The sequence below is a fragment of the Kocuria salsicia genome (genome assembly GCF_039532055.1).
GTDB classification, from domain to species: domain Bacteria; phylum Actinomycetota; class Actinomycetes; order Actinomycetales; family Micrococcaceae; genus Kocuria; species Kocuria salsicia.
Genome location: NZ_BAAARF010000003.1, coordinates 18,595 through 42,330, shown reverse-complemented (window position 1 = coordinate 42,330; position 23,736 = coordinate 18,595). Strand labels below are relative to the sequence as shown.

20 protein-coding genes, 1 tRNA gene and 3 pseudogenes are annotated in these 23,736 nt (G+C 69.4%); 2 read left to right on the top strand and 22 right to left on the bottom strand.

The features are described 5' to 3' along the window. The first annotated feature begins 49 nt into the window (after positions 1-49). On the top strand, positions 50-1,741 hold the full coding sequence (locus ABD264_RS00260) for a cation:proton antiporter (RefSeq protein WP_303105608.1): 1,692 nt from the start codon (positions 50-52) through the stop codon (positions 1,739-1,741). Positions 1,742-1,745: 4 nt separating this feature from the next. Here ABD264_RS00260 and ABD264_RS00255 read toward each other — a convergent pair whose 3' ends face one another. Both ABD264_RS00255 and ABD264_RS00250 read right to left on the bottom strand, forming a co-directional pair. After that, positions 1,746-2,906 carry a MalY/PatB family protein gene (locus tag ABD264_RS00255; RefSeq protein ID WP_303105610.1) on the bottom strand — a complete coding sequence of 387 codons (1,161 nt, stop codon included), beginning with the start codon at positions 2,904-2,906 and terminating at the stop codon, positions 1,746-1,748. A 28-nt stretch (positions 2,907-2,934) separates the two neighbouring features. Further along, positions 2,935-3,408: a hypothetical protein gene (locus tag ABD264_RS00250; RefSeq protein ID WP_145010905.1), complete on the bottom strand. Its 474-nt coding sequence runs from the start codon at positions 3,406-3,408 to the stop codon at positions 2,935-2,937. Positions 3,409-3,575: 167 nt separating this feature from the next. On the opposite strand from ABD264_RS00250, the gene ABD264_RS00245 reads away from it, so the two are divergent. Further along, positions 3,576-4,343 (top strand): alpha/beta hydrolase, encoded by a 768-nt coding sequence (locus ABD264_RS00245; protein ID WP_344203414.1) that lies wholly within the window; start codon positions 3,576-3,578, stop codon positions 4,341-4,343. A gap of 470 nt (positions 4,344-4,813) precedes the next feature. Here the strand turns inward: ABD264_RS00245 and ABD264_RS00240 are convergent. The 20 genes and pseudogenes from ABD264_RS00240 to ABD264_RS00155 all read right to left on the bottom strand — a co-directional run. Then, positions 4,814-5,581 (bottom strand): annotated as a pseudogene (locus ABD264_RS00240) (transposase); the annotation flags it as partial. A gap of 403 nt (positions 5,582-5,984) precedes the next feature. After that, positions 5,985-7,157, bottom strand: coding sequence for a low temperature requirement protein A (locus ABD264_RS00235; RefSeq protein WP_344203408.1), 1,173 nt, complete (start codon positions 7,155-7,157; stop codon positions 5,985-5,987). Positions 7,158-7,267: 110 nt separating this feature from the next. Then, on the bottom strand, positions 7,268-8,101 hold the full coding sequence (locus ABD264_RS00230; protein WP_303105617.1) for an aldo/keto reductase: 834 nt from the start codon (positions 8,099-8,101) through the stop codon (positions 7,268-7,270). 96 nt (positions 8,102-8,197) lie between these two features. Then, the gene (locus ABD264_RS00225; RefSeq protein ID WP_344203404.1) at positions 8,198-9,373 is read right to left on the bottom strand and encodes a zinc-dependent alcohol dehydrogenase; all 1,176 of its coding nucleotides are present in this window, start codon (positions 9,371-9,373) and stop codon (positions 8,198-8,200) included. After that, positions 9,370-9,840: a hypothetical protein gene (locus ABD264_RS00220; protein WP_303105621.1), complete on the bottom strand. Its 471-nt coding sequence runs from the start codon at positions 9,838-9,840 to the stop codon at positions 9,370-9,372. The genes ABD264_RS00225 and ABD264_RS00220 overlap by 4 nt, the downstream gene beginning before the upstream one ends. A 257-nt stretch (positions 9,841-10,097) precedes the next feature. Continuing rightward, a pseudogene (locus tag ABD264_RS00215) lies at positions 10,098-10,310 on the bottom strand (DDE-type integrase/transposase/recombinase); the annotation flags it as partial. A gap of 235 nt (positions 10,311-10,545) precedes the next feature. Beyond that, positions 10,546-10,821: pseudogene (locus ABD264_RS12420) on the bottom strand (DUF4232 domain-containing protein); the annotation flags it as partial. Next, positions 10,818-11,690 carry an IS3 family transposase gene (locus ABD264_RS00210; protein ID WP_303105658.1) on the bottom strand — a complete coding sequence of 291 codons (873 nt, stop codon included), beginning with the start codon at positions 11,688-11,690 and terminating at the stop codon, positions 10,818-10,820. The pseudogene ABD264_RS12420 and the gene ABD264_RS00210, both read right to left, overlap by 4 nt. Then, on the bottom strand, positions 11,687-11,971 hold the full coding sequence (locus tag ABD264_RS00205) for a transposase (protein WP_303105623.1): 285 nt from the start codon (positions 11,969-11,971) through the stop codon (positions 11,687-11,689). The genes ABD264_RS00210 and ABD264_RS00205 overlap by 4 nt, the downstream gene beginning before the upstream one ends. Positions 11,972-12,008: 37 nt before the next feature. Beyond that, complete coding sequence (locus tag ABD264_RS12415) at positions 12,009-12,161, bottom strand: excisionase family DNA-binding protein (protein ID WP_368494346.1); 153 nt, start codon at positions 12,159-12,161, stop codon at positions 12,009-12,011. A gap of 227 nt (positions 12,162-12,388) precedes the next feature. Next, positions 12,389-12,462: transfer RNA gene (locus tag ABD264_RS00200), tRNA-Pro, on the bottom strand. Positions 12,463-12,597: 135 nt separating this feature from the next. After that, positions 12,598-14,142, bottom strand: coding sequence for a ribosome biogenesis GTPase Der (gene der, locus ABD264_RS00195; RefSeq protein WP_144942749.1), 1,545 nt, complete (start codon positions 14,140-14,142; stop codon positions 12,598-12,600). Further along, entirely contained in the window at positions 14,139-14,891 is a 753-nt protein-coding gene (gene cmk / locus ABD264_RS00190; RefSeq protein ID WP_144942748.1) for a (d)CMP kinase, read from the bottom strand. The genes der and cmk overlap by 4 nt, the downstream gene beginning before the upstream one ends. Continuing rightward, positions 14,891-16,009 (bottom strand): prephenate dehydrogenase, encoded by a 1,119-nt coding sequence (locus ABD264_RS00185; RefSeq protein ID WP_303105627.1) that lies wholly within the window; start codon positions 16,007-16,009, stop codon positions 14,891-14,893. Before ABD264_RS00185 ends, cmk begins: the two co-directional genes overlap by 1 nt. Beyond that, positions 16,006-17,118, bottom strand: a complete 1,113-nt coding sequence (locus tag ABD264_RS00180) for a pseudouridine synthase (protein ID WP_126874941.1) — start codon at positions 17,116-17,118, stop codon at positions 16,006-16,008. Before ABD264_RS00180 ends, ABD264_RS00185 begins: the two co-directional genes overlap by 4 nt. Positions 17,119-17,125: 7 nt before the next feature. Beyond that, the gene (gene scpB, locus ABD264_RS00175) at positions 17,126-17,866 is read right to left on the bottom strand and encodes an SMC-Scp complex subunit ScpB (protein WP_244944814.1); all 741 of its coding nucleotides are present in this window, start codon (positions 17,864-17,866) and stop codon (positions 17,126-17,128) included. A gap of 18 nt (positions 17,867-17,884) precedes the next feature. Then, the gene (locus ABD264_RS00170; RefSeq protein ID WP_425554270.1) at positions 17,885-18,859 is read right to left on the bottom strand and encodes a segregation and condensation protein A; all 975 of its coding nucleotides are present in this window, start codon (positions 18,857-18,859) and stop codon (positions 17,885-17,887) included. 158 nt (positions 18,860-19,017) lie between these two features. After that, the gene (locus tag ABD264_RS00165) at positions 19,018-19,911 is read right to left on the bottom strand and encodes a ParA family protein (protein ID WP_055086571.1); all 894 of its coding nucleotides are present in this window, start codon (positions 19,909-19,911) and stop codon (positions 19,018-19,020) included. A gap of 206 nt (positions 19,912-20,117) precedes the next feature. Beyond that, positions 20,118-21,551, bottom strand: a complete 1,434-nt coding sequence (locus tag ABD264_RS00160; RefSeq protein ID WP_290499808.1) for a cation:dicarboxylate symporter family transporter — start codon at positions 21,549-21,551, stop codon at positions 20,118-20,120. Between the two features lie 131 nt (positions 21,552-21,682). Then, positions 21,683-23,602, bottom strand: coding sequence for a propionyl-CoA synthetase (locus tag ABD264_RS00155; protein WP_344203384.1), 1,920 nt, complete (start codon positions 23,600-23,602; stop codon positions 21,683-21,685). Between the last annotated feature and the right edge of the window lie 134 nt (positions 23,603-23,736).

The window sequence follows — 23,736 nt, the reverse complement described above, 5'->3', positions numbered from 1 at the left end:
CCCCGGGTCGCGGATACACTCGGGGCGACGACGACGAAGGAGACACCCGGTGGACGAACTGACCATCCTGGCCGTGGCGGCGGTGATCGTGGTGGTGGCCGTCACAAGCTTCTCGGACAGGGTCGGGGTGGCCGCACCCATCCTGCTGGTGATCGTGGGCGTGGGGCTCAGCCTGGTCCCCGGGGTGCCCACGGTGACGATGAACCCGGACGTGATCCTGGACGTCGTGCTGCCGCTGCTGCTCTACGCCGCGGCCGTGAACATGCCCGCCAGGGACTTCCGCCGCGACCTGGGCGCCATCAGCGCGCTGTCCGTGGTGCTGGTGGTCGTCTCCGCGTTCGCGGTGGGGCTGCTGATCTGGTGGCTGCTGCCGGACCTGGGCTTCGCCGCGGCGGTGGCCCTGGGCGCCGTCGTCAGCCCGCCCGACGCCGTGGCAGCCACCTCGATCGGCAAGCGCCTCGGCCTGCCCGGTCGGCTCGTGACGATCCTCGAGGGCGAGGGCCTCGTCAACGACGCCACCGCGCTGGTGGTGCTGCGCTCGGCGGTGGTCGCGACCGCCGGGGCGATCAGCGTGGGCGGGGTGCTCGCGGACTTCGGCTACGCCGTCGTAGTGGCCGTGGTGATCGGCATCGTGGTGGGCTGGGTCTCCATCCAGATCCGAGCGCGTCTGGAGCAGCCCGTGACGAGCACCGCGATCTCCCTGGTGGTCCCGTTCATCGCGTTCATGCCCGCCGAGCATCTCGAGGCCTCCGGCGTGCTCGCCGTGGTGGTCGCGGGGATCGTCACCGGGATCAAGTCCCCCCGGTTGCTCTCCTCCCAGGCGCGCGTGTCCGAGAGGACCAACTGGCGCACCGTGCTCCTGCTGCTGGAGCACGGCGTGTTCCTGGTCCTCGGGCTGCAGATCGCGCTGCTCGTGGACGAGGTGGAGGAGGCCCACCTCAGCGTGGGCGGTGCTCTGGCCCTCGGACTGCTCGTGACCGTGGTGCTGTTCGTGATCCGCTTCGCGTTCGTGGCGCCCATGATCACGGTGATGGCCCGGCAGCAGGAACGGGCCCAGGGGAAATCGCAGTGGTATGACAGCGCGAGGGAACGGCTCGAGAACCACCCGGACGCCTCGCAGCAGCGGATCACGAGGCTGCGCCACATGATCACGCGCCGCCAGGCGGACGCCTCGTTCTTCAGCCACGAGGGCATCGGCAAGCGCGGCGGGTTCGTGATCGCGTGGTCCGGGATGCGCGGCGTCGTGACCGTGGCGGCGGCCCAGACGCTGCCCGAGGACCTGCCCTACCGCCCGCAACTGATTCTGATCGCGTTCACCGTAGCCGTGGTGACGCTCGTGGTGCAGGGCGGCACCCTGCCGCTGCTGATCCGGATCCTGGGCATCCGCGGCACGGACGAGGAGGAGATGCAGCGCGAGCTGACGCGCCTGATCAACACCCTGGCCGAGGCGTCCGAGGACCTGCTGGAGTCCCCCGCGCTGCACCGCAACGACGGCGAGCCCTTCAGCGAGAAGATCCTGGAGATGGCCAGGAAGCGCACGCGCAAGCTGCCCGAGAGCGTCTCCACCGAGACTCTTCAGGTGTGGACGACCGCCCGGCAGGAGCAGCAGGAGCTGCAGCGCAAGCTCCTGGAGGCGCAGCAGGACGCCCTTCTGGACGCGCAGGCCTCGGGGGTCTACCGGTCCCAGAGCATCGAGTCGGCCCAGCAGTTCCTGGACCGACGCAACATGCTCATCGACTGAGCACTCAGTTGCGGCTCCCGCCGTGCACCGCGGCTGCGAGCCGGTCCACGGCCTCGACCACGGTCTCCGGGGCGCACGCGAGGTTCATGCGGGCGAAGCCCCTGCCCGGCGGGCCGAAGGTGGGGCCCGGGGACAGCGCCACTTTCGCGTGCGTCACCGCGTGCTGCGACGGGTTATCGCCCCAGCCGAGCGCGCGCATGTCGAGCCAGGCGAGGTAGGTGGCCCGGCCTCTGCGGAAGGTGACCTCCGGGAGCTTCTCGGCCAGCTCCCGCTCCAGGAGGTCCACATTGGACTCGACCACCGCGATCGTGGCATCCAGCCAGTCCTCGCAGTGCAGAAAACCCTCCCGCGTGGCCAGCAGGCCCAAGATCCCCGTCCGGTAGGACACGGCCGGCGGCAATGCCGCGAGCCACCGTGCCATGGGCCCCGAGTCCACCACGAACATGGCGGCCTTCAGGCCCGCGAGGTTGAACGCCTTGCTCCCGGACGCCGCCGCGACCCCGTGCCGCCGGGCGGCGTCGGAGACCGAGAGGTACGGGGTGAAGTCGACACCGCGGTGGACCATGGGCGCGTGGATCTCGTCGCTGACCACGTGGGCGCCGTGGCGCTCCACCACCTCCGCGAGCGCCGCAAGGTCCTCTCGCGAGTGCACCAGGCCGAGGGGATTGTGCGGGTTGCACAGCAGCACCGCCCGGGCCCCCGCCGCGAGCGCGGCGTCGATGCCGGGGACATCCAGACGGTACGCGGTGCCGTCGTCCTGCAGCGGTACCTCCACCACGTTGCCGCCGGCCTCACGCACGAGGTCGTAGAACGGGGCGTACACCGGCGGGGTGATGACCACGCCATCCCCGGGGGCGATCAGGCGGCGCAGCGACTCCACGAGCACCACCGTCACGTCCGTGGTGTAGGCGATGCGCTCGGGGTCCGGGCGCCAGTTCCAGCGCCGGGCGGCGAAGTCCGCCCAGGCCTGAGCGGGCCCGCGCTCCGCCGTGGCCGCGTAGCCGGTGTCGTTGTTCTCGACAGCGGCCAGCAGTGCCTCCTTGATCCGCGGGGGCGTGGGAAAGTCCATCTCCGCGATGAACATGGGCATCACGTCCTGTTCGTAGCTGCGCCACTTGGTGCTCGTGCGGCGACGCAGGGCGGAGATCTCGTCGGCGGTGGTCATGCGTCCCTTTCGTGGTGTGCGGCAGGGACTACTCACTCGTCAGTTTGTGAGCCTCGCCCAGCCGCAGCTGTTCCAGTGCTTCCTCCTGCTCCCGGGCGCGTCGGCTCAGCTCCCGGAGCATGTCTTTGTCCAGCCTGTCGTCAGGCGCCTCCAGGAGCAAGCGCCACCCGAGCCCCTTGGCGTGGACCGCCGCCACGAGACCCTCAAGTTCTTCGATGTCGGACAGCGGCGAGCGGCTCTGCAGCCGCTCGTTGGGCTTGAAGCGCGCGGCCTTCTCCGCGGCGCGCGCGGGGAGGTCCTTGAGCGGGGCCGGCTTCACACCGAGGGACGCCATCAGCTCTTCGAGCGATGTCTGGTCCTGGGCCACCTCCTCGGCAATCCGCCCCACTGCCTCGCGCACCTCGGGCTCCGAGTGGCCCGCGGCGACCCGGCGGAACGCGTCCACTCCCGCCGCCGAGCCGGCGTGATGGTCCTGCAGGTAGGTGGTGATGACGTTGCTCATGGGGAGCCCCTTTCGTCGTGTCCCGCCAGCCAAGCAGGTGCCGTCTCCTCCCACCACACCCGGGCGGGTATGTGACACCGTGCGGGGCATACTGGAACGGGGAGGCCAAGGACGAGCCGGGTGGTGGGCACCACGCGGCGTCGGCCACGGACTGTGGAGGGGACAGCATGACACCGGAGACCTTCGTGGAGTTCACGGCACCGAACGGCCTGGACTCCTGGTACCACCTGTGGGAGAGCGGCACCTCGGGGTTCCTGTACTACTTCGACGGCGACTACTGGGACCTGGAGGACACCTCCATCAACTGGCCGGAGGAGGGCGACCTCGCCAGGCTCGCCATCGCGGCCCAGGCGCGGGACCTCATGTTCGTGGCCGTGAACACCCCTGACGAGGACGGCTCCGGCGACGGGTACACGTGGTGGGAGGACTGCAAGGCGAACGGCAAGTACTTCCGGGCGCTGCACGAGCACCTCGTGGCGCTGCACCCGGAGGTGGACGCCACCAACATCTGGCTGATCGGCTACAGCGGAGGCGCCGAGTTCATCACGTACGAGCTGCTGGACCGTGGCATCGAGGGGATGTCCCACGGCGGTGCCGTGATCGTCGGGGGCGGCGGGGCCAACGCGCCCGTTGCGCGGAAGAAGAAGGCCCGGCCGTGCATCGGCAACATGGCCATGCACTGGTGGGTGGGCGATCAGGACGTGGACGGTGCCACGAACCCGCCCGAGTGGAGCGCGCTGGGCGCCGCCGAGGAGGGCGTCGCCGCGTTCCAGGCCGCGGGTTTCGACACGAACCTGCACGTCCTGCCGGGCGTGGACCACTCCGGGTACGACGCCGTGGCATGCCTTTCGCACGCACTGCCCGCGGTCTCGCGCAAGGCGGGCCTGCGCGCTGCGCTGTCCGACAGGTGGGTGCGGCTCACGCGGGACACCTGAGGAGTGATGAGGAACGGCCGAGCGGCGGGTCATGATTCCTAGTGGAGTCAAAACAGCTTCGCCGCACCGAAATGTGCTCTAACTCCACTAGAAATTTCGGGTGGTAGCCATGAGCGGGACCGTGCACCAAAAACCGGCTCCGACCAAGCATTTCTGCCTGGCCGGAGCCGGTTCACTCGGTCGGGACGACAGGATTTGAACCTACGACACCCTGGCCCCCAGGCGTCCATACTGCTCCGGCCAGACCGGATTCCGCGTGATTCCGGGCGTCAGATCATGCAGAACACGTCACGAGATGCATGGATTGCATGATTCTGGTCCCCTTCTGGTCCCCCTCGTGGACAAGCTCAGTTCGCGGCCAGAGCCGCGAGAGGCGCTACGGCGGCGTGGAACCTGTTGCCCACGAGCAGCACGACGATCTTGTGGCTGGCTCTGGAGAAGACCACGTAGAGGAGACGTGGGATCCGAGTTCAAGGGCGATCTCGGCAATGGCTGGGAGCCGGGTAACTCCTCCGTCCGGCCCTGGCGGGGCGACCAAGCGGATGCCGATAGCCTCGGTCTTTCATAACGGCGGTCGGGATCGTGTCGGAGCCGTGTGGTCGAGTGCGCCCGTGTGCGGAGTGATTGCGGGTATGACGACGGGCCGGCTGGCGCTGCCGGGCTGCGGTTTTCCGGGTGGTGATGTCGGGGGCGGACGGGCCGGTTGCGGGATGGCGGCGATGTTCGCGAAGACCGCGACGATCGCGGTTGCCCAGGGCCATGACTCCGGGATCTTGAGGCGACGTCGGCGTGCGCTGTGAGCGAGTCGGGCGGGCACGTGGAGGAAATCGGTAGCGCACCGCCTTCGGCTCGCAGGTTGCCAACGTGGCGGCGTCGCCGACGCAGCCGAGCAGGCGGGTCCGCGCGGTCAGGTCGGCTGCAATCTGGGTGATCATCAGCCAGGTCTGGTTGATGTTGAACTCCAGCGACGGAAACCGTCCCAGGCCACTGTCCTTGGTGTGGCGGATACGGTCCTCGACCCGTGCATGGGCCCGGTGGCGGGCCTCGAGAAAGGCGAGCTGGCCGGCCGTGGTGTTGGTGACGAAGGCTTCGTAGCGCCAGCCGTCGCGTTGCTCGAACAGAGACAGTTGCGCGCCGGGGTGGGGGCGTTCGCGGCGCACGATCACCCGCATCCCGGCTGGCCACTTGGCGAGAACCTTCGGGTCGATGAGGCCGGTCAGTTCGGCGACGTCGCCGCCCTAAGGCGAGGTCGACACCATCGTCCTCCGCACCCGCGCGGGGCTGGCCGAGCGGGTGGAGCGGCTCCTCGGCGCCCTGGATCCCCCGGCTCAGCCAGGCGCCGGTCGCGAAGACGAGGTGGCGCAGGGTCTGGGAGAAGCACCACTCTCCCTCGACCGAGACGTCGACTGCGCCGTCCGGGAGCGCCGATGCGCGGTCGGTCGCCTGGCGCCATGAGCCTTCTACCGCGCCCCAGGCCCCGCGCAGTCCCTCGGCGTCCTCGGCGCGCCGCTGCGTCCCGCAGGCTCCTGCCGACAAAGCGGGCACCCTCGAGCTTCAGCGAGTCGGGAACCGCGGACACGTCTTTGAAGGTGCCAGCCGACCCCTGGATTCATTGTCAGACACGCCCCAGGCGTTCCGGCCTCAGTGGACTTGGCCGGCGGCTGCGGGACCGATCCGCGGCCGTCGCACGAGTTCGCACGTCAGGCGCAGGGCGCCGACCGCGGTGAGAGCCGTCAACACTGACCATGCGGGCATGGTCAGTGCTGGCGGGATGATGAGCAGGGATGCGGCCGCCGTGAGGAGGCGGTCCGGCACGAGCTGATGGTGATCGCGCCATCGGTAGGCGACATCGGCGGCGTAGAACAGGCCCACCCCGCCACTGAGGGCGATGGCCGGCAGCAGCGGTAACGGGTCGAACACGTGCTCGAGCGCCACGCTGGCGCCGAAGCCGAAGAAGGCGACCCCGGCGACCAGGGGAAGGTGGAGGTAGCTGTAGGCGTCGCGGGCCAGTCGGGCGCGTTCGGGCCCGTCGGCGTCTTCGAGGCGTTGCTCGGCGCCGGCGGTCAGACCGAAGTAGGTCCACCACAACGAGGCGGCGATCAGGACTCCGAGGACGGTGGCGGCGAGCACGACCGGTTGCTGCAGGTGCTCGCTGGCCCCGGTGCCCAGCCCGACGACGGCTTCACCGAGCGCGATGATGATGACGAGGCCGTGGCGCTCGACGAAGTAGGAGGGCACCACCCGGAAAACCTCCACCCCGGCGACCAGGGGTCCGCCGAAGTCGATGATGGCTGCACCGATCCAGAGCAGCTCTCGGTAGGGGGCTGGGAAAGCGGCGGCGACGGCGATCAGGACTGGTGCGATGAGCAGGCTCGGGGCCAGCCGCAGGAGGCCTGCTCGGAGGTGTTCGTCGTCGTGGGAGGCGTCCACGACGAACAAGACTAGGTGGATGACGCGGATGGCGAGCAGGGCAAGCCCGAAGACGAGGGCTCCGGTGCTGAACGCGGTCGGGAGTGCGCTTGCGGCCAGCAGCATCGCAGCCATGGCGGCGATGACCAGGCAGCGAAACACCACCCGATTCGTGGTGAAGGTGTTGGTGAGCCAGGTGTAGCAGACCCAGGCCCACCACACCGCCAGTAGGCCGAGCACACCATGACCGAAACCCCGCCACGAAACGTCGTCCCGCACCAGCTCGGTCAGCTGCGCCATGGCGTAGACGAACACCAGGTCGAAGAACAGCTCTAGGTTGCCCACCGACCCGCTGCCGCTGTCCCGCGCGTCGGCCTCGCTGCCCGGCTCAGAGTTCTCTGACATCCGCGAAATCATCCCCTTTCAAGCCCGGCAACTCCCACCCCCGAACCGACGGTGCTGCCGCGCCGTCCGGAGCGCTGCCCGGACCGACCGGGCTGCGCCCTTGGGCAGGGTCACAGCATTTCTAGTGGTTGTGGTCCGCTCGGCGGCGGAAACGCACGGTCCAGAGCATCCAGGTCTTCGCGGGTCAGCTCCACGTCCAGTGCTGTGGCGTTGTCGCGCACGTGCTGCGGGCTGCTCGCCTTGGGGATCGTGCAGAGCGAGTCGCGGCGCAGCACCCAGGCGATGGCCGCCGCCGCGGGGCTGACGCTGTGACGGGCCGCGACGTCGTTCAGCGTCGTGTCGTGAAGAATGCGGCCCTGCTCGATCGGCGAGTACGCCATGACCGGCAGCTGGTGGTCGGCGCACCACGGCAGCAGGTCGTACTCCGGTCCTCGCCGCGACAGGTTGTACAGCACCTGATCCGTGGCCAGCCCGCCGCCGCCCGGCACATCCCGCAGGTCGGCGAGGGCCCGGTGGTCGAAGTTGCTGACGCCCCAGTAACGGATTTTCCCGTCCTCGACGAGCTGTTGGAAGGCCGCGACGGTGTCCTCCAGCGGGTACCTGCCCTGCCAGTGCAGCAGGTAGAGGTCGATCCGATCGGTGCCCAGGCGTTTCAAGCTGCGTTCGCAGGCCGCGATCGTGCCGGAACGGGAGGCGTGGGACGGCAGGACCTTGCTGACCACGAACGCTTCGTCGCGGCGACCCGCCAATGCTTCCCCGAGCACCTCCTCCGCGCCGCCGTCGGCGTACATCTCGGCGGTATCGACCAGCGTCATGCCCAGCTCGAGGCCGGCGTGCAGCGCCGCGACCTCGTCGCCGCGGCGGCCGGGGTCCTCACCCCAGCCCCAGGTGCCCTGGCCCAGCACAGGGATGAACTCCCCGCTCGGCAGCGTTATCCGTCGCATCCGCGATCACTTCCTTCTGGTTGTCCTGAGGTGGGATGTGGGCTGAGATCCTCGAAGGCCAGCGCATCCCCGGCCGGTGCTGGCTTACTGCGTGGGTCATCGGTCGAGTTGGAAGACGGCCCGGACGCAGCCGTCCTGCTTGTTCTTGAACATCTCGTAGCCGTGGGGTCCTTGGTCCAGCGGCATGATGTGGGTGGCGAGGTGCTCGGTGGAGAGCTCGCCGTTGGCGATGTGCTGCAGGATCTGGGGGATGTAGCGATGGCCGTGCTGCTGGGCCCCGCGCACGGTCATGCTCTTGTTCATCATCGCGCCGAGCGGGAACTTGTCGACGAACCCGCCGAAGACTCCGAGGATGAAGAGGCTGCCGCCTTTGCGGCAGGCGTAGATCGCCTCCCGTAGGGCGGTGGGCCGGTCGGACTGCAGCCGCAACTGCTGCTTGAGCTGGTCGTAAACGTAAGCTGGGCCGGTTCCGTGCGCTTCCATCCCTCCGGCCTCGATGACGACGTCCGGGCCGCGGCCGCCGGTGCGTTCCTTGAGTTCGGCCACGATGCTGTCCTCGGTGTAGTCCAAGGTGTCCGCACCGATGTGTTGCCGGACTTGGGCGAGGCGTTCGGGGAGCCGGTCGATGACGATGACCTGCTCGGCGCCCATCAGCATCGCGCCGCGGGCGGCCATCTGTCCGACCCCGCCGGCGCCCCACACCGCGACCGTGTCGCCCGGGGTGATGCCGGCGCCGTCGGCGCCGGTCCAACCGGTCGGGGCGGCATCGGAGGCGAACAGGGCCGCCAGGTCCGACACCCCGTCCGGTACTGCGAACGCACCCTGGTCGGCATAGGGGACCCGTACGTACTCGGCGTGGCTGCCGGCGAAACCGCCCAGCATGTGGCTGTAGGCGAAGCAGCCGCCGATGGCGCTGCCCCACATCCCCTCGCTCAGGCCCGGGTTGGGGTTTCCGTTGTCGCACAGTGAGTACAGCTTCTGGGAGCAGTACCAGCACTCCCCGCAGGCGATGAACGAGCAGACGGTGACGCGGTCGCCGACCTTGTGGTTGCGGACGTCCTTGCCGACCTCGGCGACCTCGCCCATGAACTCGTGGCCGAGCACATCACCGGCGCGCATCGACGGGATGTACCCGGCGAGCAGGTGCAGGTCTGAGCCGCAGGTGGTGCTAAGTCGCACCTTGACGATGATGTCGTGGTCGTTGAGGATCTTCGGGTCCTCGACGGTCTCCACCGACGTCTTGTTGACGCCGGTCCAGCACAGCGCCTTCACAGCACTCCCTCCCCGCCGGCGCGCCGGGTGACGAGGTCGATGAGCTTGCCGGTCGGGGTCGGCGGACGGCGGCCGTGCGGAGTGGGATCCATCCGCAGAACCTCCCCGACCTCGACCAGCTGCTTGGACTGACGCAACGCCGACCGGACCTGCTGGCGCGGATCGTGGCCGCTAACCCGGGCCCGCGCTGCACGCGGGCCGGTCGGCTCGGGCACCCGCAGCCGGGCGGCGAGCTCGGTGCCCTTTCCGCCAGGGGCCGGCCGGACCTGGACCTCGACGAGGTCGCCCAATTCCGCCAACGGACCGGGCATCTGCCCGTTCGGCATGACCTCATCCTGGCTGCGGTTGAGCGTGACGCTGTGCCAGCGCCCCGTGGACTCCTCGCCGGCGGATTCGGGCGTCGATTGAACAGCGCGGCGGGCGACGACCCCGCCGGCAGCTGCGCCGGCCAGGACCACAATGACCATTGCTCGTCTCATGTGCTACCTACCTCCAGGAGGTTTGCGGGTACCGAGGTGCCGGGTGTCGAGCTGCTAGTCAGCCCCGCCTGCGTCATGTGGCGTACCGGGCTGCTCACGAGCAGTTTCCGGCGTCGGTGGGCTAGACAGTACTCCCGCGGCGGAACAGAGGGAAGAGATCATCGGGTGAGCGGCTGGTGGCCAGGTTCCCGTCTCGGGCCACCTCATGGTCCACCACGTTCGCGCTGTCCCACGTTTGAGCGTCCGCCACGGTGGGCGACGGCCATGGTGAGCGCGTCCACGGCGAGCTGGGAGGTCATGTGGCGATCGATCGAGTACCCGACGATCCGGTTTGAGAAGACGTCCTTGACCGCGCACAGGTAGAGCTTCGAGTCCCCGGCCCAGTGCTCCGACATGTCTGTCAGCCAGAGCTGATGAGGCTTGCCTGTGGCGGGCATCTGGGCGCGTTGTGAATGGACGGGTACTTTGCCTTCCTGCCAGGACAGCCAGATCCGTGCGGACGGCGTTGTCGTGTTCGCGGTCCAGCGCAGTTGAAGTTCGCGTCGTTGGCCGGGGAGCCACAGGCGATCGCGGAGGTTGATGGACACCGGCGACATCGGAGACCGCTCCGGACTGGAGGTGGAAGGCCCGTCGCGGGGTGTCGTAGCCGAACCGGGCCCGGGCGGCGTCTCCTAGACCGATGGTGACCTCAAGGGTCTGCGGTTGGTCGGCCCCCCTGGTCGGGCGCCAGGACAAGGCGGTGGTCGTCGACTCGCCCGGCCGCAGGCGGGCCCGCTGGGCGCCTCCTCCTCGGGACAGGACCCGGGCGTCGAGGCCGGTGGTTAGCTGCAAACCAGGGGTGCCCGCGACGTCACAGGGCCTGTCGGCGATGTTCCGGACCGACAGCCGCAGCTGGTCGACATTGCCTGCGATGATCAGCTGGTCGGAGCCTGACCCGGTTTCCCGGACGGTTGGTGTTGGTTGAATCACGCCGCCGTGGCAGCTATGGCGTGAAGGGTTTCGAACTCGTGGGGTGACAGCATCCCGATCCCGCAGTGTCGCCGGCGGGGGTTGTACCAGCCCTCGATCCACTCGAACACCGCCGACGCGAGGACCTGTTTCGACGGCCACGACCGCCGATCCAACAGCTCGCGCTGCATGGACGACCAGAACGATTCCATCGCCGCGTTGTCCTGGCTCGAGGCGACCCGGCCCATCGACCCGAGCAGCCCGGCCTCGCGGAGTCGGTGTCCGAACAGCCAGCTCGTGTACTGACTGCCCCTGTCCGCGTGAACGATCGTCCCGGGCGGTGGACGGCGCTGCCAACGGGCCATCTGCAACGCGTCGACGACGAGTTCGGTCCGGATGTGGTCCGCGATCGCCCATCCAACGATCCACCTGCTCCAGGCATCCCTCACCGCGCAGCAGTAGACCCAGCCGTCCGCGGCCCGGTATTGCGTGATGTCTATGAGCCACAGCCGGTCCGGGCCCTCGGCACGGAACTGGCGCTGCACCAGATCGTCATGCGTGGCCGGCAAGGGGATATGACCGCCTTTGCGGCGCTGGCACACTCCCTGCAGCCCGTCAGCACGCATCAACCGGGCCACGCGTCTGCAACCACACCGAACACCCAGCCCGAGCCGCAGCTCGGCATGGACCCGCGGGGCTCCGTAGGTTCCACGCGACTGGCGGTGGACCTTGCCGATCGTGACCATCAGTTCGCGGTCGGCCATCGTCCTGCGGCTAGCGGGCCGGTCGCGCCACTCGTAGAACCCGGACCGTGACACCTTCAACACCCGGCACGCCACCGCCACGGGAAACCCCGCCTCGGCCAGCTCCGCGACGCACCGGAACCCTATTCTGGGAGGACGTTCTCCCTCACGAAACAGGCACTGGCGCGTTTCAGAATCTCGACTTCCACCTCCAGCACCCGGTTCTTGCGCCGCAACTCGGCCAGCTCTGGGCGCTCATCGCTGGTCAAGCCCTCGACCACGCCAACATCGATTGCTTCTTCCCGTCGCCCCCGACGCAGACATGACTCGCTGATCCCCAGATTCTTCGCGACCTGGGCAACCGGCTCGCCCTGGTCGACCAGCTCAAGAGCACAACCCCGGAACTCCGGCGACTTCGCAACAGGCATCACGGACTCCTTCCCTGAGGTCATCATCACCTCAGAATCAGTGTCCGAAGAACCGGGTCAGGCTCCCAACCCGGTAACTCGGGAGTCGACCGTCGGCAATCATTCGCCGCACTGTGCGTGGGCAGACCCCAAGCCGACTAGCGGCCGACTGCACACTCTCCACATCAAGCGTGCGCTGCCCTGCATTCATGCCCACCCAACAACATCGGCTCAGATTGGTGCCCACGCGACCCGGTCAGGAAACCTGGCGGGCTAGTCGCGGCGAGGAAACGCGAGTCAGGCACAGCGGAGAAACGCCTAGTCACGAGGGGGAAACGCAGGTGTCGAATGCAGGTGCAAACTCCGTCCTGTAATGTCGATAGGGCACGAAGAAGGGGCCTGTCAGAGCCAACCAGCTCTAACAAGCCCCTTCGGACGTCGGGATGACAGGATTTGAACCTGCGACCCCTTGACCCCCAGTCAAGTGCGCTACCAAGCTGCGCCACATCCCGCGACCGTGTTCGACACCGCTTCCGGCCCCGAACACCCGAGTTACATTACCCCAACCCTGCCCGAATTTCACATCGGCGCGGGCGACTCGCGAGCCGCCCGCGCCGCATGGAAACCGAGCCAGTAGGGGCAACCACTCAGCGCTTGCGCTGGCGCTTCTCCCTCACGCGCATGCTGACCTCCAGCGGGGTGCCCTCGAAGCCGAAGGTCTCGCGGATGCGGCGCTGGATGAACCGGCGGTAGCCGGGGTCCAGGAAGCCGGTGGTGAACAGCACGAACTTCGGCGGGCGGGAGGAGACCTGCGTGCCGAAGAGGATGCGGGGCTGCTTGCCGCCGCGCACGGGGTGCGGATGCGCGGCCACGATCTCCCCCAGGAATGCGTTGAGGCGCCCGGTGGGGATGCGGCGGTCCCACGATTCCAGGGACGTGTGCAGCGCAGGGACGAGCTTGTCCTTGTGCCACCCGGTCTTGGCCGAGAGGTTTACGCGCGGCGCCCAGGACACGTGGGCCAGATCCCGTTCGATCTCGCGTTCCAGGTAGAACCGGCGCTCGTCGTCCAGGGTGTCCCACTTGTTGAACGCGAGCACCAGGGCGCGCCCGGAGTCCACGGCCATCTGCAGGATCCGCACGTCCTGCTCGGAGAGCACCTCGTCCACGGCGAGCAGCACCACGGCGACCTCCGCGCGCTCCAGGGCGGTCTGCGTGCGCAGGGACGCGTAGAAGTCCGCGCCCTGCTGCAGGTGCACGCGGCGGCGGATGCCGGCGGTGTCGATGAACCGCCACGCCTCCCCGCCCAGGAGGATGATCTCGTCCACGGGGTCGCGCGTGGTGCCGGCGGTCTCGTCCACCACCACGCGGTCCGAGCCGGCAAGCTTGTTCAGCAGCGAGGACTTGCCCACGTTCGGCCGTCCGATCAGCGCCACGCGGCGCGGACCGCCCTCCAGCTCCGCCTCGGCCACCTCGGAGAACTCGGGCAACGCCTTCACGAGCGCGTCGAGCGCGTCACCGGAGCCCTTGCCGTGCAGGGCGGAGACCGGGAACGGCTCCCCCATGCCCAGGGACCACAGCGCGGTCGCGTCGATCTCCAGCTGCGGGGAGTCCGCCTTGTTGGCCACCACGATGATCGGCTTCTTCACGCGCCGCAGCATGTTCACCACGGCCTCGTCCGTGGCGGTCACGCCCACGGTCACGTCCAGCACGAGCAGCACCGCGTCCGCGTTCTCCACGGCCAGCTCCGCCTGCTCCGCCACACGCTTGTGGATGCCCTTGGCATCCTGCTCCCAGCCCCCGGTGTCCACCAGGGTGAAGTTCTTGCCGTTCCACTCTGCCTTGTAGGACACGCGGTCACGGGTCACCCCGGGGGTGTCCTCGACCACGGCCTCGCGGCGGCCGAGCACGCGGTTGACGAGCGTGGACTTGCCGACATTCGGCCGTCCGACGACCGCCACCACGGGATCGGGGCGGCGCGCGTTGCGCTCGTCCTGCCCGTCGATCCAGTCCGCGAGCAGCAGCGCGTCCTCGTCGTCGAGCTCGTAGTCGGCCAGTCCCTCGCGCAGGGCCTGCGCCCGGGCCTCGGCCTCGTTGTCGTCGATCGCGGCCAGGCGCTGGGAGATGTCCTCGTTGCCCCCGCCCAGGACGGACTGCTCGTAGGAGTCCACCGTGGGCTCGTCGGGTGCGCTCATGGTTGCCTCGCTTCCTCGGGGGCCGCAGCACCCGTGTCGTCGGGGGCCTCGGCGGCCCCGTCGTGTGCCGTGTCCGTGTCACGGATGACCAGGTCGATCACTCCCTGCACGGTTTGTTCCATGGTCAGTTCGGAGGAGTCCAGCAAGTGGACGCCGTCCTGGGCACTGGTGAAGTTCACCACGGTGGAGTCCTTCGCGTCACGGCCCACCACCTGTGCCTGCAGGTTCGACGACGCCGCCGCGCCCAGCTGCCTGCCCCGCCGCGCCATCCGCGCGGCCTGCGAGGCGGTCAGCAGGATCCGCACGTCTGCATCCGGGGCCACCACGGTGGTGATGTCCCGGCCCTCGGCGACGATCCGGTTCCCGCTCTCGTGGATGATCTCCCGCTGCATCCGCACCAGGATCTCGCGGGCCGGGACTGTGGTGGAGACCGCCGAGACGTGGTCGGTCACGCGGTCCCCCCGGATGGCCGCGCGGACATCCTGCCCGGCCACGAGGATGCGCTCCTCATCCGGGTCCGTGCCCATCTCCAGGGGGACGGAGCGCGTGGCAACCAGGACCGCCGCGTCGTCGTCCAGGTCCACTCCGGACTCCAGGCACCACCACGTCACCGCGCGGTACATGGCACCCGTGTCCAGGTAGGCCAGCCCGAACCGGCGGGCGACCTCCTTGGAGACCGACGACTTCCCGGACCCCGAGGGCCCGTCGATCGCGATCACCAGTCGTGCGTTCACGTCGCGTGCGTTCATCACTGCACCACCTTCCAGCCGCGTTGCTGCAGCTCGTCGACGAGGTCCGCGTGCCGGGAGGGCTCCACCGACGCCGTCGCCAGACCCACGGGCTGCCCGGGCGAGTGCTCCAGGCGCATGTCCTCCAGGTTGACCCCGATCTCCCCGATCTCCGTGAGCAGCCGCGCGATCTGCCCCGGGGTGTCGTCCACGGCCACCGTGAGGGTCGCGAACGCACGGGGCGCGCCGCCGTGCTTGCCGGGGATGCGGGCCTGGCCCGCGTTGCCCTCGGCCATCAGCTGGGCGATGTCCAGACGCGCGCCCGAGGCCTCCGGGTCCTCCAGGGTGGCGATCAGGCGGTCGATGTCCTCCCGCACCTCGTGCAGGGACGCCACCACGGGGCGGGCGTTCGCGGAGAGGATCTGCACCCACAGCCCGGGGTCCGAGCCGGCGATCCGAGTGGTGTCCCGCAACCCCTGCCCAGCCAGCGAGAGGTGGTGCGGCGGGGTCTCCTGCAGCCGGGAGGCCAGCAGCGAGGACATCACCTGGGGCAGGTGGGAGATCAGCGCCACGGTCTCGTCGTGCTCGGCGGGCTCCATCACCGTGATGGTCGCGCCCAGGTCCACCGCGAGGTTCTTGGCTGCGGCGACCGCACGGGCGCCAGTCTCCGGGCCGGGGCAGATGACCCACGGCATCGAAGTGAACAGTTCACCTCGTGCCGCCACCGGGCCGGACTTCTCACGCCCCGCCATCGGGTGGGTGCCCACGTACCGGGTGAGGTCCGCTCCCGCGGCACGCACGGCGTCGAGGATGGGACCCTTGACCGAGGCGATGTCCAGCACCACGGCACCCGGGTGCTCGGCGAGCGCCTCGACGACGAGCTCGGCGACCACGTCCGGGGGTGCCGCAACCACCACGAGGGCGGGTTCGGGCACCTCCTCGTGGGCGGCGCGGGCGGCGCGCACGGAGCGGCCCGCCCCGATGTCCTGCGCCACCGCCTCCGTGGTGGGCGAGGAGTCCCGGACCTGCACGTCCACGCCCAGGTGGCGCAGCCCCAGCCCGATGCTCGCACCGAGCAGGCCGGAGCCGACCACCAGGACGGGCCCGGTGCTCGTGGCGATCGTGGGAACCACGCTCACATCCCCACGGACGCGAGGAGGTTGCCCACCTCGGTGTGCGAGAGCTTGCGCACCGTGCCCTGCTTCTGGTCCCCGATCGCGATGGGGCCCACGTGGGTGCGGGCGAGCTTCTCCACCGGGTGGTCCACGGCGTCGAACATGCGGCGCACGATCCGGTTGCGCCCGGAGTGCAGGACCACCTCGATGAGCACGTGGCCCGGGGTGGAGTCCACCAGCCGGAAGTCGTCCACCTTGGCGATGCCGTCCTCCAGGCGGATGCCCTCCTTCATCCGGTTGCCGATGCCCTTCTCCACGGGCCCGTGCACCTGCACGAGGTAGGTCTTGGGGACCTCGTAGGAGGGGTGGGTCAGGCGGTTGGTGAGCTCGCCGTCGTTGGTCAGCAGCAGCAGGCCCTCGGTCTCAACGTCCAGGCGGCCCACGTGGAACACGCGCTCGTGCTTGCGCGGGTCCAGGTAGTCGCTCACGCAGCGGCGGCCGTCAGGGTCCTCCATGGTGGAGACCACCCCGGCGGGCTTGTTGAACGCGTAGTAGACGAGCTTCTCGTCCGTCTGGATGCGCATGCCGTCCACGTGGACCACCTGCAGCGCGGGGTCCACGCGCACGCCGAGCTCGGTCACGATCTGCTCGTCCACGCTCACGCGGCCGTCCTGGATCATCTCCTCGCACACCCGGCGGCTGGCCACCCCGGCCTGCGCCATGAGCTTCTGCAGCCGCACACCGTTCTCGTCGTGGACCTCCAGCCGGTCCACCGGCGGGTTCTTGGGGCGACGACGCCGGTGCGGGCCGTGCTCCTTGATCGCCGAGGCGCGGCGCTCGTACTTGTCCACACCCGCGAACGCGCGGGGCTTCTGCGGACCCTTCTGCCCGGCGGCAGCCTTGGGCTTGCCCGGGCCCTTGCCCCGCCCGGAAGCGGGACCCTTGGCGTAGCCGCGCCCGGCGGCGTCGCCCGTGCGCGAGCCCTTGCCCGGGCCGGAACCCTTGCCGGATCCCGAGCTCTTGCCCGGTCCGGAGCGGAAGCCGCCCTTGGGGCCGGCCTTGGAGCCCTTGCCGCGCCCCTGGGGGCCGCGGGCGCCCCCGCCGCGTGCCGAGTTGCCGTGTGATGCTGCCATGCGTCGATCAGTCCTCTATGTCGTCAAGTTGGTCGGTTCCGGGCAGCAGAGGTGCAATGTCCGGGAGCTCGTCCAGCGAGCCGAGACCGAGTTTTTCCAGGAAAAGGGGGGTCGTGGAGTACAGGACGGAGCCGGAGGCCTCGTCGCGCTCCCACGCGGTGAGCAGGCCTCGCTGCACCAGGGTGCGCACCACGCCGTCCACGTTCACGCCGCGGATGGCGGAGACGCGCGAGCGGGAGACCGGCTGCAGGTACGCCACCACGGCCAGGGTCTCCAGTGCGGCCTGGGAGAGCCGGGAGCTGCTGCCCTCCACCACGAAGTCCGTCACGAGCTGCGCGTGGTCGCTGCGGGCGTAGATCCGCCAGCCGCCGGCCACTTCCCGCAGCTCGAAGCCCCGCACCCGCGGAGCTGCCGGAAGGTCGTTCTCCCGGTGCGTGGGTGAGTGCGTGTGTGAGGCCGACCGTCCATCATAGCCCGGCTCCGTGAGCTGGGGTGGGGGTGCCGCGGTGTTTCCGGTCACGCCGTCGTAGTCGGCCTTCAGGTGCTCCAGCGCGCTGCGCACCCGGTGCGAGGACTCCCCCGTGACGCGCGCGAACTCGTCCACCCCCACGGGGGCGGCGGCCACCATGAGCACCGCTTCCAGCGCCGAGAGCAGGTCGTCTCCCGTGCGGTTCTCCCCGGGAGTCTCCACCGGGGGTGCGGGGTCCGTCTCGGCCACGCGCTCATCATCTCCTTCGGTACGGTTCACACCGATCCTGTACTGGGTTCAGTCTCCCAGGTTTTCGCTCTCCGTGCCCACCGGGGCCTGTGGTGCCGAGCCCTCGTGGCCGCCGGGTGCCGCCGCCGCGACCTCGTCGGGCTCAGCGCCCGTGTACTCGCTGCTCAGCGCTTCTGCCGACCAGTCCCGCGGTCCGTCCCAGCGCACGAGCAGGGGTCCGAGCACCTCGTCCTGGTACAGGCGCACCACCCTGTCCCGGTACATCTCGAGCAGGGCCAGGAAGCGCACCACGACCACCAGGGTGGACTCCGCGGCCGCGATCAGGGAGTGGAAGGTGTGCTCCGCGCCGTCGCGCAGGGCCTCGGCCAGGATCTCGGCCTCGTCCGCGACCCGCACCTGCGCGCCGTGCAGGTGCGCGACGTCGACCTCCTGCGGCACGTGGCGCTCCGGGTCCAGCGCCGCGACCGCGAGGTGCGCGAGCTGATCCGGGGTCAGCGTCCACACGAGCGGGGGCAGGGCCGTGGTCACGGCGGGGTCGAGGTCCACCTGGCGCGGGGTCCGCACGGACTCCGCGGCGAGGCGCACGTGCAGCCGCCCCGCGACCTCCTTGAACGCCTTGTACTGCAGCAGCCGCGCGAAGAGCAGGTCGCGGGCCTCCAGCAGCTCGACGTCGTACTCGTCCTCCACCTCGCCGCGGGGCAGCAGCCGGGCCACCTTGAGGTCCAGCAGCGTGGCGGCCACCACCAGGAACTCGCTCGCCTCGTCCAGCGCCTGGGGCGACGCCGAGCGCTGCAGGGCCCCCACGTACTGGATGAACTCGTCCGTGACCACCGACAGGGACACCTGCGTGATGTCCATCTCGTGCTTCGCGATCAGCGAGAGCAGGACGTCGAACGGACCCTGGAAGTTCTCCAGGGCCACGGTGAACCCGCTGCTCCCCTGCCCGGTCCGCTCCGCCTCGGCCTCGGCCTCGGCGGGAACGGGGACGGGCGGCGCCACGACGTCGACGTCGACGTCGCTCACGCGCCCCGCTCCCCCGGGCGCAGCCCTCTCAGGTGGCGCGTTCCGGCCAGGTGGCGCATTCCCGTCAGCCAGCGCGTACCGGCCAGGGCGCTCGCCCGGCTCGGCCGGTGTGCCTCAGTGAGGGCGCGCGTCCGCCGGTGCTGCTCAGGCACGACGGATCAGGGCGCGCCGCCGCGCGAGATGAGCTCGCGGGCAAGCTGACGGTAGGACTCCGCGCCCGGGTGGTTGGTGGCGAAGTTCAGGATGGGCTCCGCGGCCACCGTGGCGTCCGGGAACTTCACGGTGCGCTTGATGACGGTGTCGAAGACCTTGTCCCCGAACGCGTCCACGATCCGGGCGATGACCTCGCGCGAGTGCAGGGTGCGGGAGTCGAACATCGTGGCCAGCACGCCGTCGATCTGCAGCTTCGGGTTGATGCGGTCCTGCACCTTGGAGATCGAGTCCACCAGCAGGGCCACCGCGCGCAGGGCGAAGAACTCGCAGATCAGCGGGATGATCACGCCGTGCGAGGCGGTCAGCGCGTTGACGGTGAGCAGCCCCAGGGAGGGCTGGCAGTCGATGAGGATGACGTCGTAGTAGTCCTCCACCTTGCGCAGCGCGGAGGCGAGCACCTGCTCGCGGGCCACCTCGTTGACGAGCTGCACCTCCGCCGCGGAGAGGTCGATGTTGGCGGGCAGCAGGTCGACGTTCTCCACGTGAGTCTGCTGCACGACGTCCCACACGTCCACGGAACGGTCCATCATCACGTTGTAAATGGTCAGGTCCAGCTCGTGGGGGTTGGAGCCGAAGCCCGCCGAGAGCGCGCCCTGAGGGTCGAAGTCCACGAGCAGCACCTTGCGGCCGAGCTCCGCGAGCGCGGCGCCCAGGTTGATGGTCGAGGTGGTCTTGCCCACCCCTCCCTTCTGGTTCACCATCGCGATGATGCGCGCGGGTCCGTGCTCGGTGAGCTCGGGGGGATCCGGGAAGGTTCGCACGGGACGTCCCGTGGGGCCTACGGCGTCCGACACCGCAGCCTGGGTCTGCTGGGGCCTCTCATCATGGGCGTTGCTCACGGGCGACGGCCTTCCTTCCTGGGCGGGACAACGGGGTCTCAACGCCCTACCCTACCGCCGACGTGCTGTTCCGCTCCCAGCGTCCGGCCCCGAGCCTGCCCAGCGCCTGGGCTCGGGGCCGCGCTCGGAGGACGGGATGACGGCGAACGCCCACCCGGTGGCGTGCACCGGGTGGGCGTCAGGGGCCGTTGCTCGGCCGGGTCGCGCTAGTGGGCTGCGGGCGGAGGAGTCGACGGCGTGCCCGTCGTCGACGTCGCACCAACCTCCCCTGCCGGGGCGCTCTGCGTGACCGAGGCGTGCGGGTCAACGGCCAGCGTGGTCTCGTCGAAGGGCTCCGCGCCGGAGAGGACCCGCTGCACGCGGGCCTTGTCCACTTCCTTCACCCACGTGCCGAGCACGAGCGTGGCCACGGCGTTGCCGGAGAAGTTGGTCAGGGCGCGAGCCTCGGACATGAAGCGGTCGATGCCGACGATCAGGTCCACGCCGTCCAGCAGGTCCGGGCGGTGGGACTGCAGTCCGGCCGCCAGGGTGGCGATGCCAGCGCCGGTGACACCGGCCGCGCCCTTGGAGGCGATGATCATGAACACGAGCAGGGCGATCTGCTCACCGATCTGCAGGGGCTTGCCCATGGCGTCGGCCACGAACAGTGCGCCCATGGTCAGGTAGATGGCCGTGCCGTCCAGGTTGAACGAGTACCCGGTGGGCACCACGATCCCCACCACGGTCTTCGACACACCCAGGTGCTCCATCTTGGCGATCAGCCGCGGCAGGGCCGCCTCGGACGAGGACGTGGAGAAGATCAGCAGGTACTCGCGTGCCAGGTACTTCATGAGCGTGAAGATGTTCACACCGGAGACGAGCTTCAGGATCAGGCCCAGGACCACCACGATGAAGAGGATGCAGGTGACGTAGAACGCGACCATGAGCCCGAGAAGGGAGAACACGGCCTTCAGACCCGTGGCCCCCACGACCGCCGCGATGGCGCCGAACGCCCCGATCGGGGCGAGCCACATGATCATCGACAGCAGGCGGAACACCACAGCCTGGATGTAGCCCACGGCCTTGAGCACGGGCTGTCCGGCCTCCCCCATGGCCTGCAGGGCGAAGCCCACGAGCAGGGCGACCAGCAGGGTCTGCAGGATCTGCCCCGAGGTCAGCGCGGAGAAAAGGGTGGTGGGGATGATACCCAGCACGAAGCCCACCAGGCCGCCCTCGCTCTCCTCGTGGCCGGTGGCCAGGGAGGACTGGTCGAAGTGCGCGTTCGCAAGATCCAGACCGGCGCCGGGCTGGACGATGTTGCCCACCACCAGGCCGATGGCGAGCGCGAAGGTGGACATCACGATGAAGTAGAGCAGCGCCAGACCGCCCACCTTCCCGACCGTGGCGGCCTTGGCCACCGAGCCCACGCCCAGCACGATCGTGCAGAAGATCACGGGCGCGATGATCATCTTGATGAGCGCCACGAAGCCCGTGCCGAGCGGCTTCAGTGCCACCCCTGCATCGGGGAACACGAGACCCACCACGATGCCCAGGACCACCGCGGCGATGACCGCGATGTAGAGGTAGTGGGTGCGGTCGCGCTTCTTCTTGACCGGTGGTGGCGCGTCACGCGGATCGCGCGCGGCGGGTTGGTTCGTCATGGTGGCTCCTGATCGATCGGTGTGTGTCCGGTGCGCGGGCGGGCTCCCGGGGTGCCGGCCCCGTGTGCTCACGCCCACGTGTGCATGACGGAGCTCACCCTATCCGGGGTTCCCGCCGTCCCCCGAACAGGTCAGCGTTTCGACGCGAGCACGGCCTTCAGCGCCTCAAGCACGGAGTGGTCCTCGATGGTGGAGGGCACCACGTAGGTCTCGCCGTCCGCCATCTGCCGCATGGTCTTGCGCAGGATCTTCCCGGATCGCGTCTTGGGCAGGGCCTCGACCACGGCCACGTCCTTGAAGTCCGCGACCGGCCCGATCTGCGAGCGCACCATTTTCACGAGCTCCTCACGCAGCTGCTCCTGCGTGATCCGGGCACCGGTCTTGAGCACCACGTACCCGGAGGGTCGTTGACCCTTGAGCGGGTCGTTCACGCCGATCACCGCGCACTCGGCCACGTCCGGGTGGGTGGCGACGATCTGCTCCATCTGCCCCGTGGACAGGCGGTGGCCCGAGACGTTGATGACGTCGTCGGTGCGGCCCATCACGAACACGTAGCCGTTCTCGTCGATGTAACCGGAGTCCCCGGTGGCGTAGTAGCCCGGGAAGGCAGAGAGGTAGGAGGAGACGAAGCGTTCGTCGTTGCCCCACAGGGTCGCGAGCGTGCCCGGGGGAAGCGGCAGCCGCACCGCGATGTTGCCCTCCTCCCCGGGCCCCAGGGGCTCGCCGACGGGATCGAGGATCTCCACGTGGAACCCGGGCACCGGCACCGTGGGCGAGCCGGGAACGATGGGCAGCCGCTCGATCCCGAACGGGTTGGCACAGATGGCCCACCCGGTCTCGGTCTGCCACCAGTGGTCCACCACGGGGACGGCCAGAACCCGGGCGGCCCAGTGGTAGGTTTCCGGGTCCAGCCGCTCCCCCGCGACGAACAGCGCCCTCAGGGAGGAGATGTCGTACTGCCGGACGAATTCACCCTCCGGGTCCGCCTTGCGAATCGCACGCAGGGCAGTGGGTGCGGTGAACAGCACCTTCACTCCGTGCTCGGCCACGCGCTTCCAGAACGCTCCGGCATCCGGGGTGCCCACGGGCTTGCCCTCGTAGACCACGGTGGTGGCCCCGGCCAGCAGGGGCCCGTAGACGATGTACGAGTGCCCCACCACCCACCCGACGTCTGACGCCGTCCACATCACGTCCCCGGCGCCGATTTCGTAGATGTTCGCCATGGACCAGGTCAGCGCCACCGCATGGCCGCCGTTGTCCCGCACCACACCCTTGGGCTTTCCCGTGGTCCCGGACGTGTAGAGGATGTAGAGGGGGTCGGTGGCCTTGACCACCACGGGTTCGGCCGGAGCCACCCCGTCCTGCGCCTCGATCCAGGAGAGCCACGAGGGACCGGCGGATGCCGTCGCCCTCTCGCGGGCCCCGGCCACCGTGGTCTCGAAGCCGTCACGCTCGTGGACCAGCACCGCCAACGGCGCGTGCTCGCTGAGCTGCAGCGCCTCTTCGATCGCGGGCAGGTACTCGATCCGCCGCTTGGGCTCCACACCACCGGAGGCCGTCACGATCACCACCGGCTGCGAGTCGTCGATGCGGCTCGCGAGCTCACGGGGCGCGAAGCCGCCGAAGACCACGGAGTGCACCGCCCCGATCCGCGCGGACGCGAGCATCGCGATCACGGACTCGGCAATCATCGGCATGTACAGAAGCACGCGGTCCCCCTTCCCCACCCCCTGCGCGGCGAGCGCGCCGGCGAAGCGCGCCACGCGATCCTGCAGCTGCGCGTAGGTGATGTGCTCTTGCACGTTGAGCACGGCGGAGTCGTAGATCAGCGCGGTGCGCTCCCCGTGGCCCGCGGCCACGTGCCTGTCCACCGCGTTGACGCACGTGTTCAGATCCCCGTCCGGGAACCAGCGGTAGATGGGCGCGGCGGAGTCGTCCAGCACCCGTGTGGGGGCCTTGACCCAGTCCACGGCCCGGGCGGCGTCGAGCCAGAACTGCTCGGGGTTCTCCACACTCGCGCGGTAGACGGATTCGTAGGTGCTCGGCGTCATGGCTTCCTCCGGGTGTGGTGCGGGCGGGCTTCGGCGTAGTGACAGCGTAGTGTCATGGATCACATGCAAACAAGGGTTGTGTATACAAAAGACGGGAAATTTCGTGTCAATCTTCCATAATGCTTGGTTCGAGA

Bases quoted from the DNA above. Each gene is read 5' to 3' on its own strand.
- ABD264_RS00255 (WP_303105610.1), bottom strand. From the start codon at position 2,906: ATGACCACCGCCGACGAGATCTCCGCCCTGCGTCGCCGCACGAGCACC.
- ABD264_RS00250 (WP_145010905.1), bottom strand. From the start codon at position 3,408: ATGAGCAACGTCATCACCACCTACCTGCAGGACCATCACGCCGGCTCG.
- ABD264_RS00245 (WP_344203414.1), top strand. From the start codon at position 3,576: ATGACACCGGAGACCTTCGTGGAGTTCACGGCACCGAACGGCCTGGAC.
- ABD264_RS00235 (WP_344203408.1), bottom strand. From the start codon at position 7,157: ATGTCAGAGAACTCTGAGCCGGGCAGCGAGGCCGACGCGCGGGACAGC.
- ABD264_RS00230 (WP_303105617.1), bottom strand. From the start codon at position 8,101: ATGCGACGGATAACGCTGCCGAGCGGGGAGTTCATCCCTGTGCTGGGC.
- ABD264_RS00220 (WP_303105621.1), bottom strand. From the start codon at position 9,840: ATGGTCATTGTGGTCCTGGCCGGCGCAGCTGCCGGCGGGGTCGTCGCC.
- ABD264_RS00205 (WP_303105623.1), bottom strand. From the start codon at position 11,971: ATGCCTGTTGCGAAGTCGCCGGAGTTCCGGGGTTGTGCTCTTGAGCTG.
- ABD264_RS12415 (WP_368494346.1), bottom strand. From the start codon at position 12,161: ATGAATGCAGGGCAGCGCACGCTTGATGTGGAGAGTGTGCAGTCGGCC.
- der (WP_144942749.1), bottom strand. From the start codon at position 14,142: ATGAGCGCACCCGACGAGCCCACGGTGGACTCCTACGAGCAGTCCGTC.
- cmk (WP_144942748.1), bottom strand. From the start codon at position 14,891: ATGAACGCACGCGACGTGAACGCACGACTGGTGATCGCGATCGACGGG.
- ABD264_RS00180 (WP_126874941.1), bottom strand. From the start codon at position 17,118: ATGGCAGCATCACACGGCAACTCGGCACGCGGCGGGGGCGCCCGCGGC.
- ABD264_RS00160 (WP_290499808.1), bottom strand. From the start codon at position 21,551: ATGACGAACCAACCCGCCGCGCGCGATCCGCGTGACGCGCCACCACCG.
- ABD264_RS00155 (WP_344203384.1), bottom strand. From the start codon at position 23,602: ATGACGCCGAGCACCTACGAATCCGTCTACCGCGCGAGTGTGGAGAAC.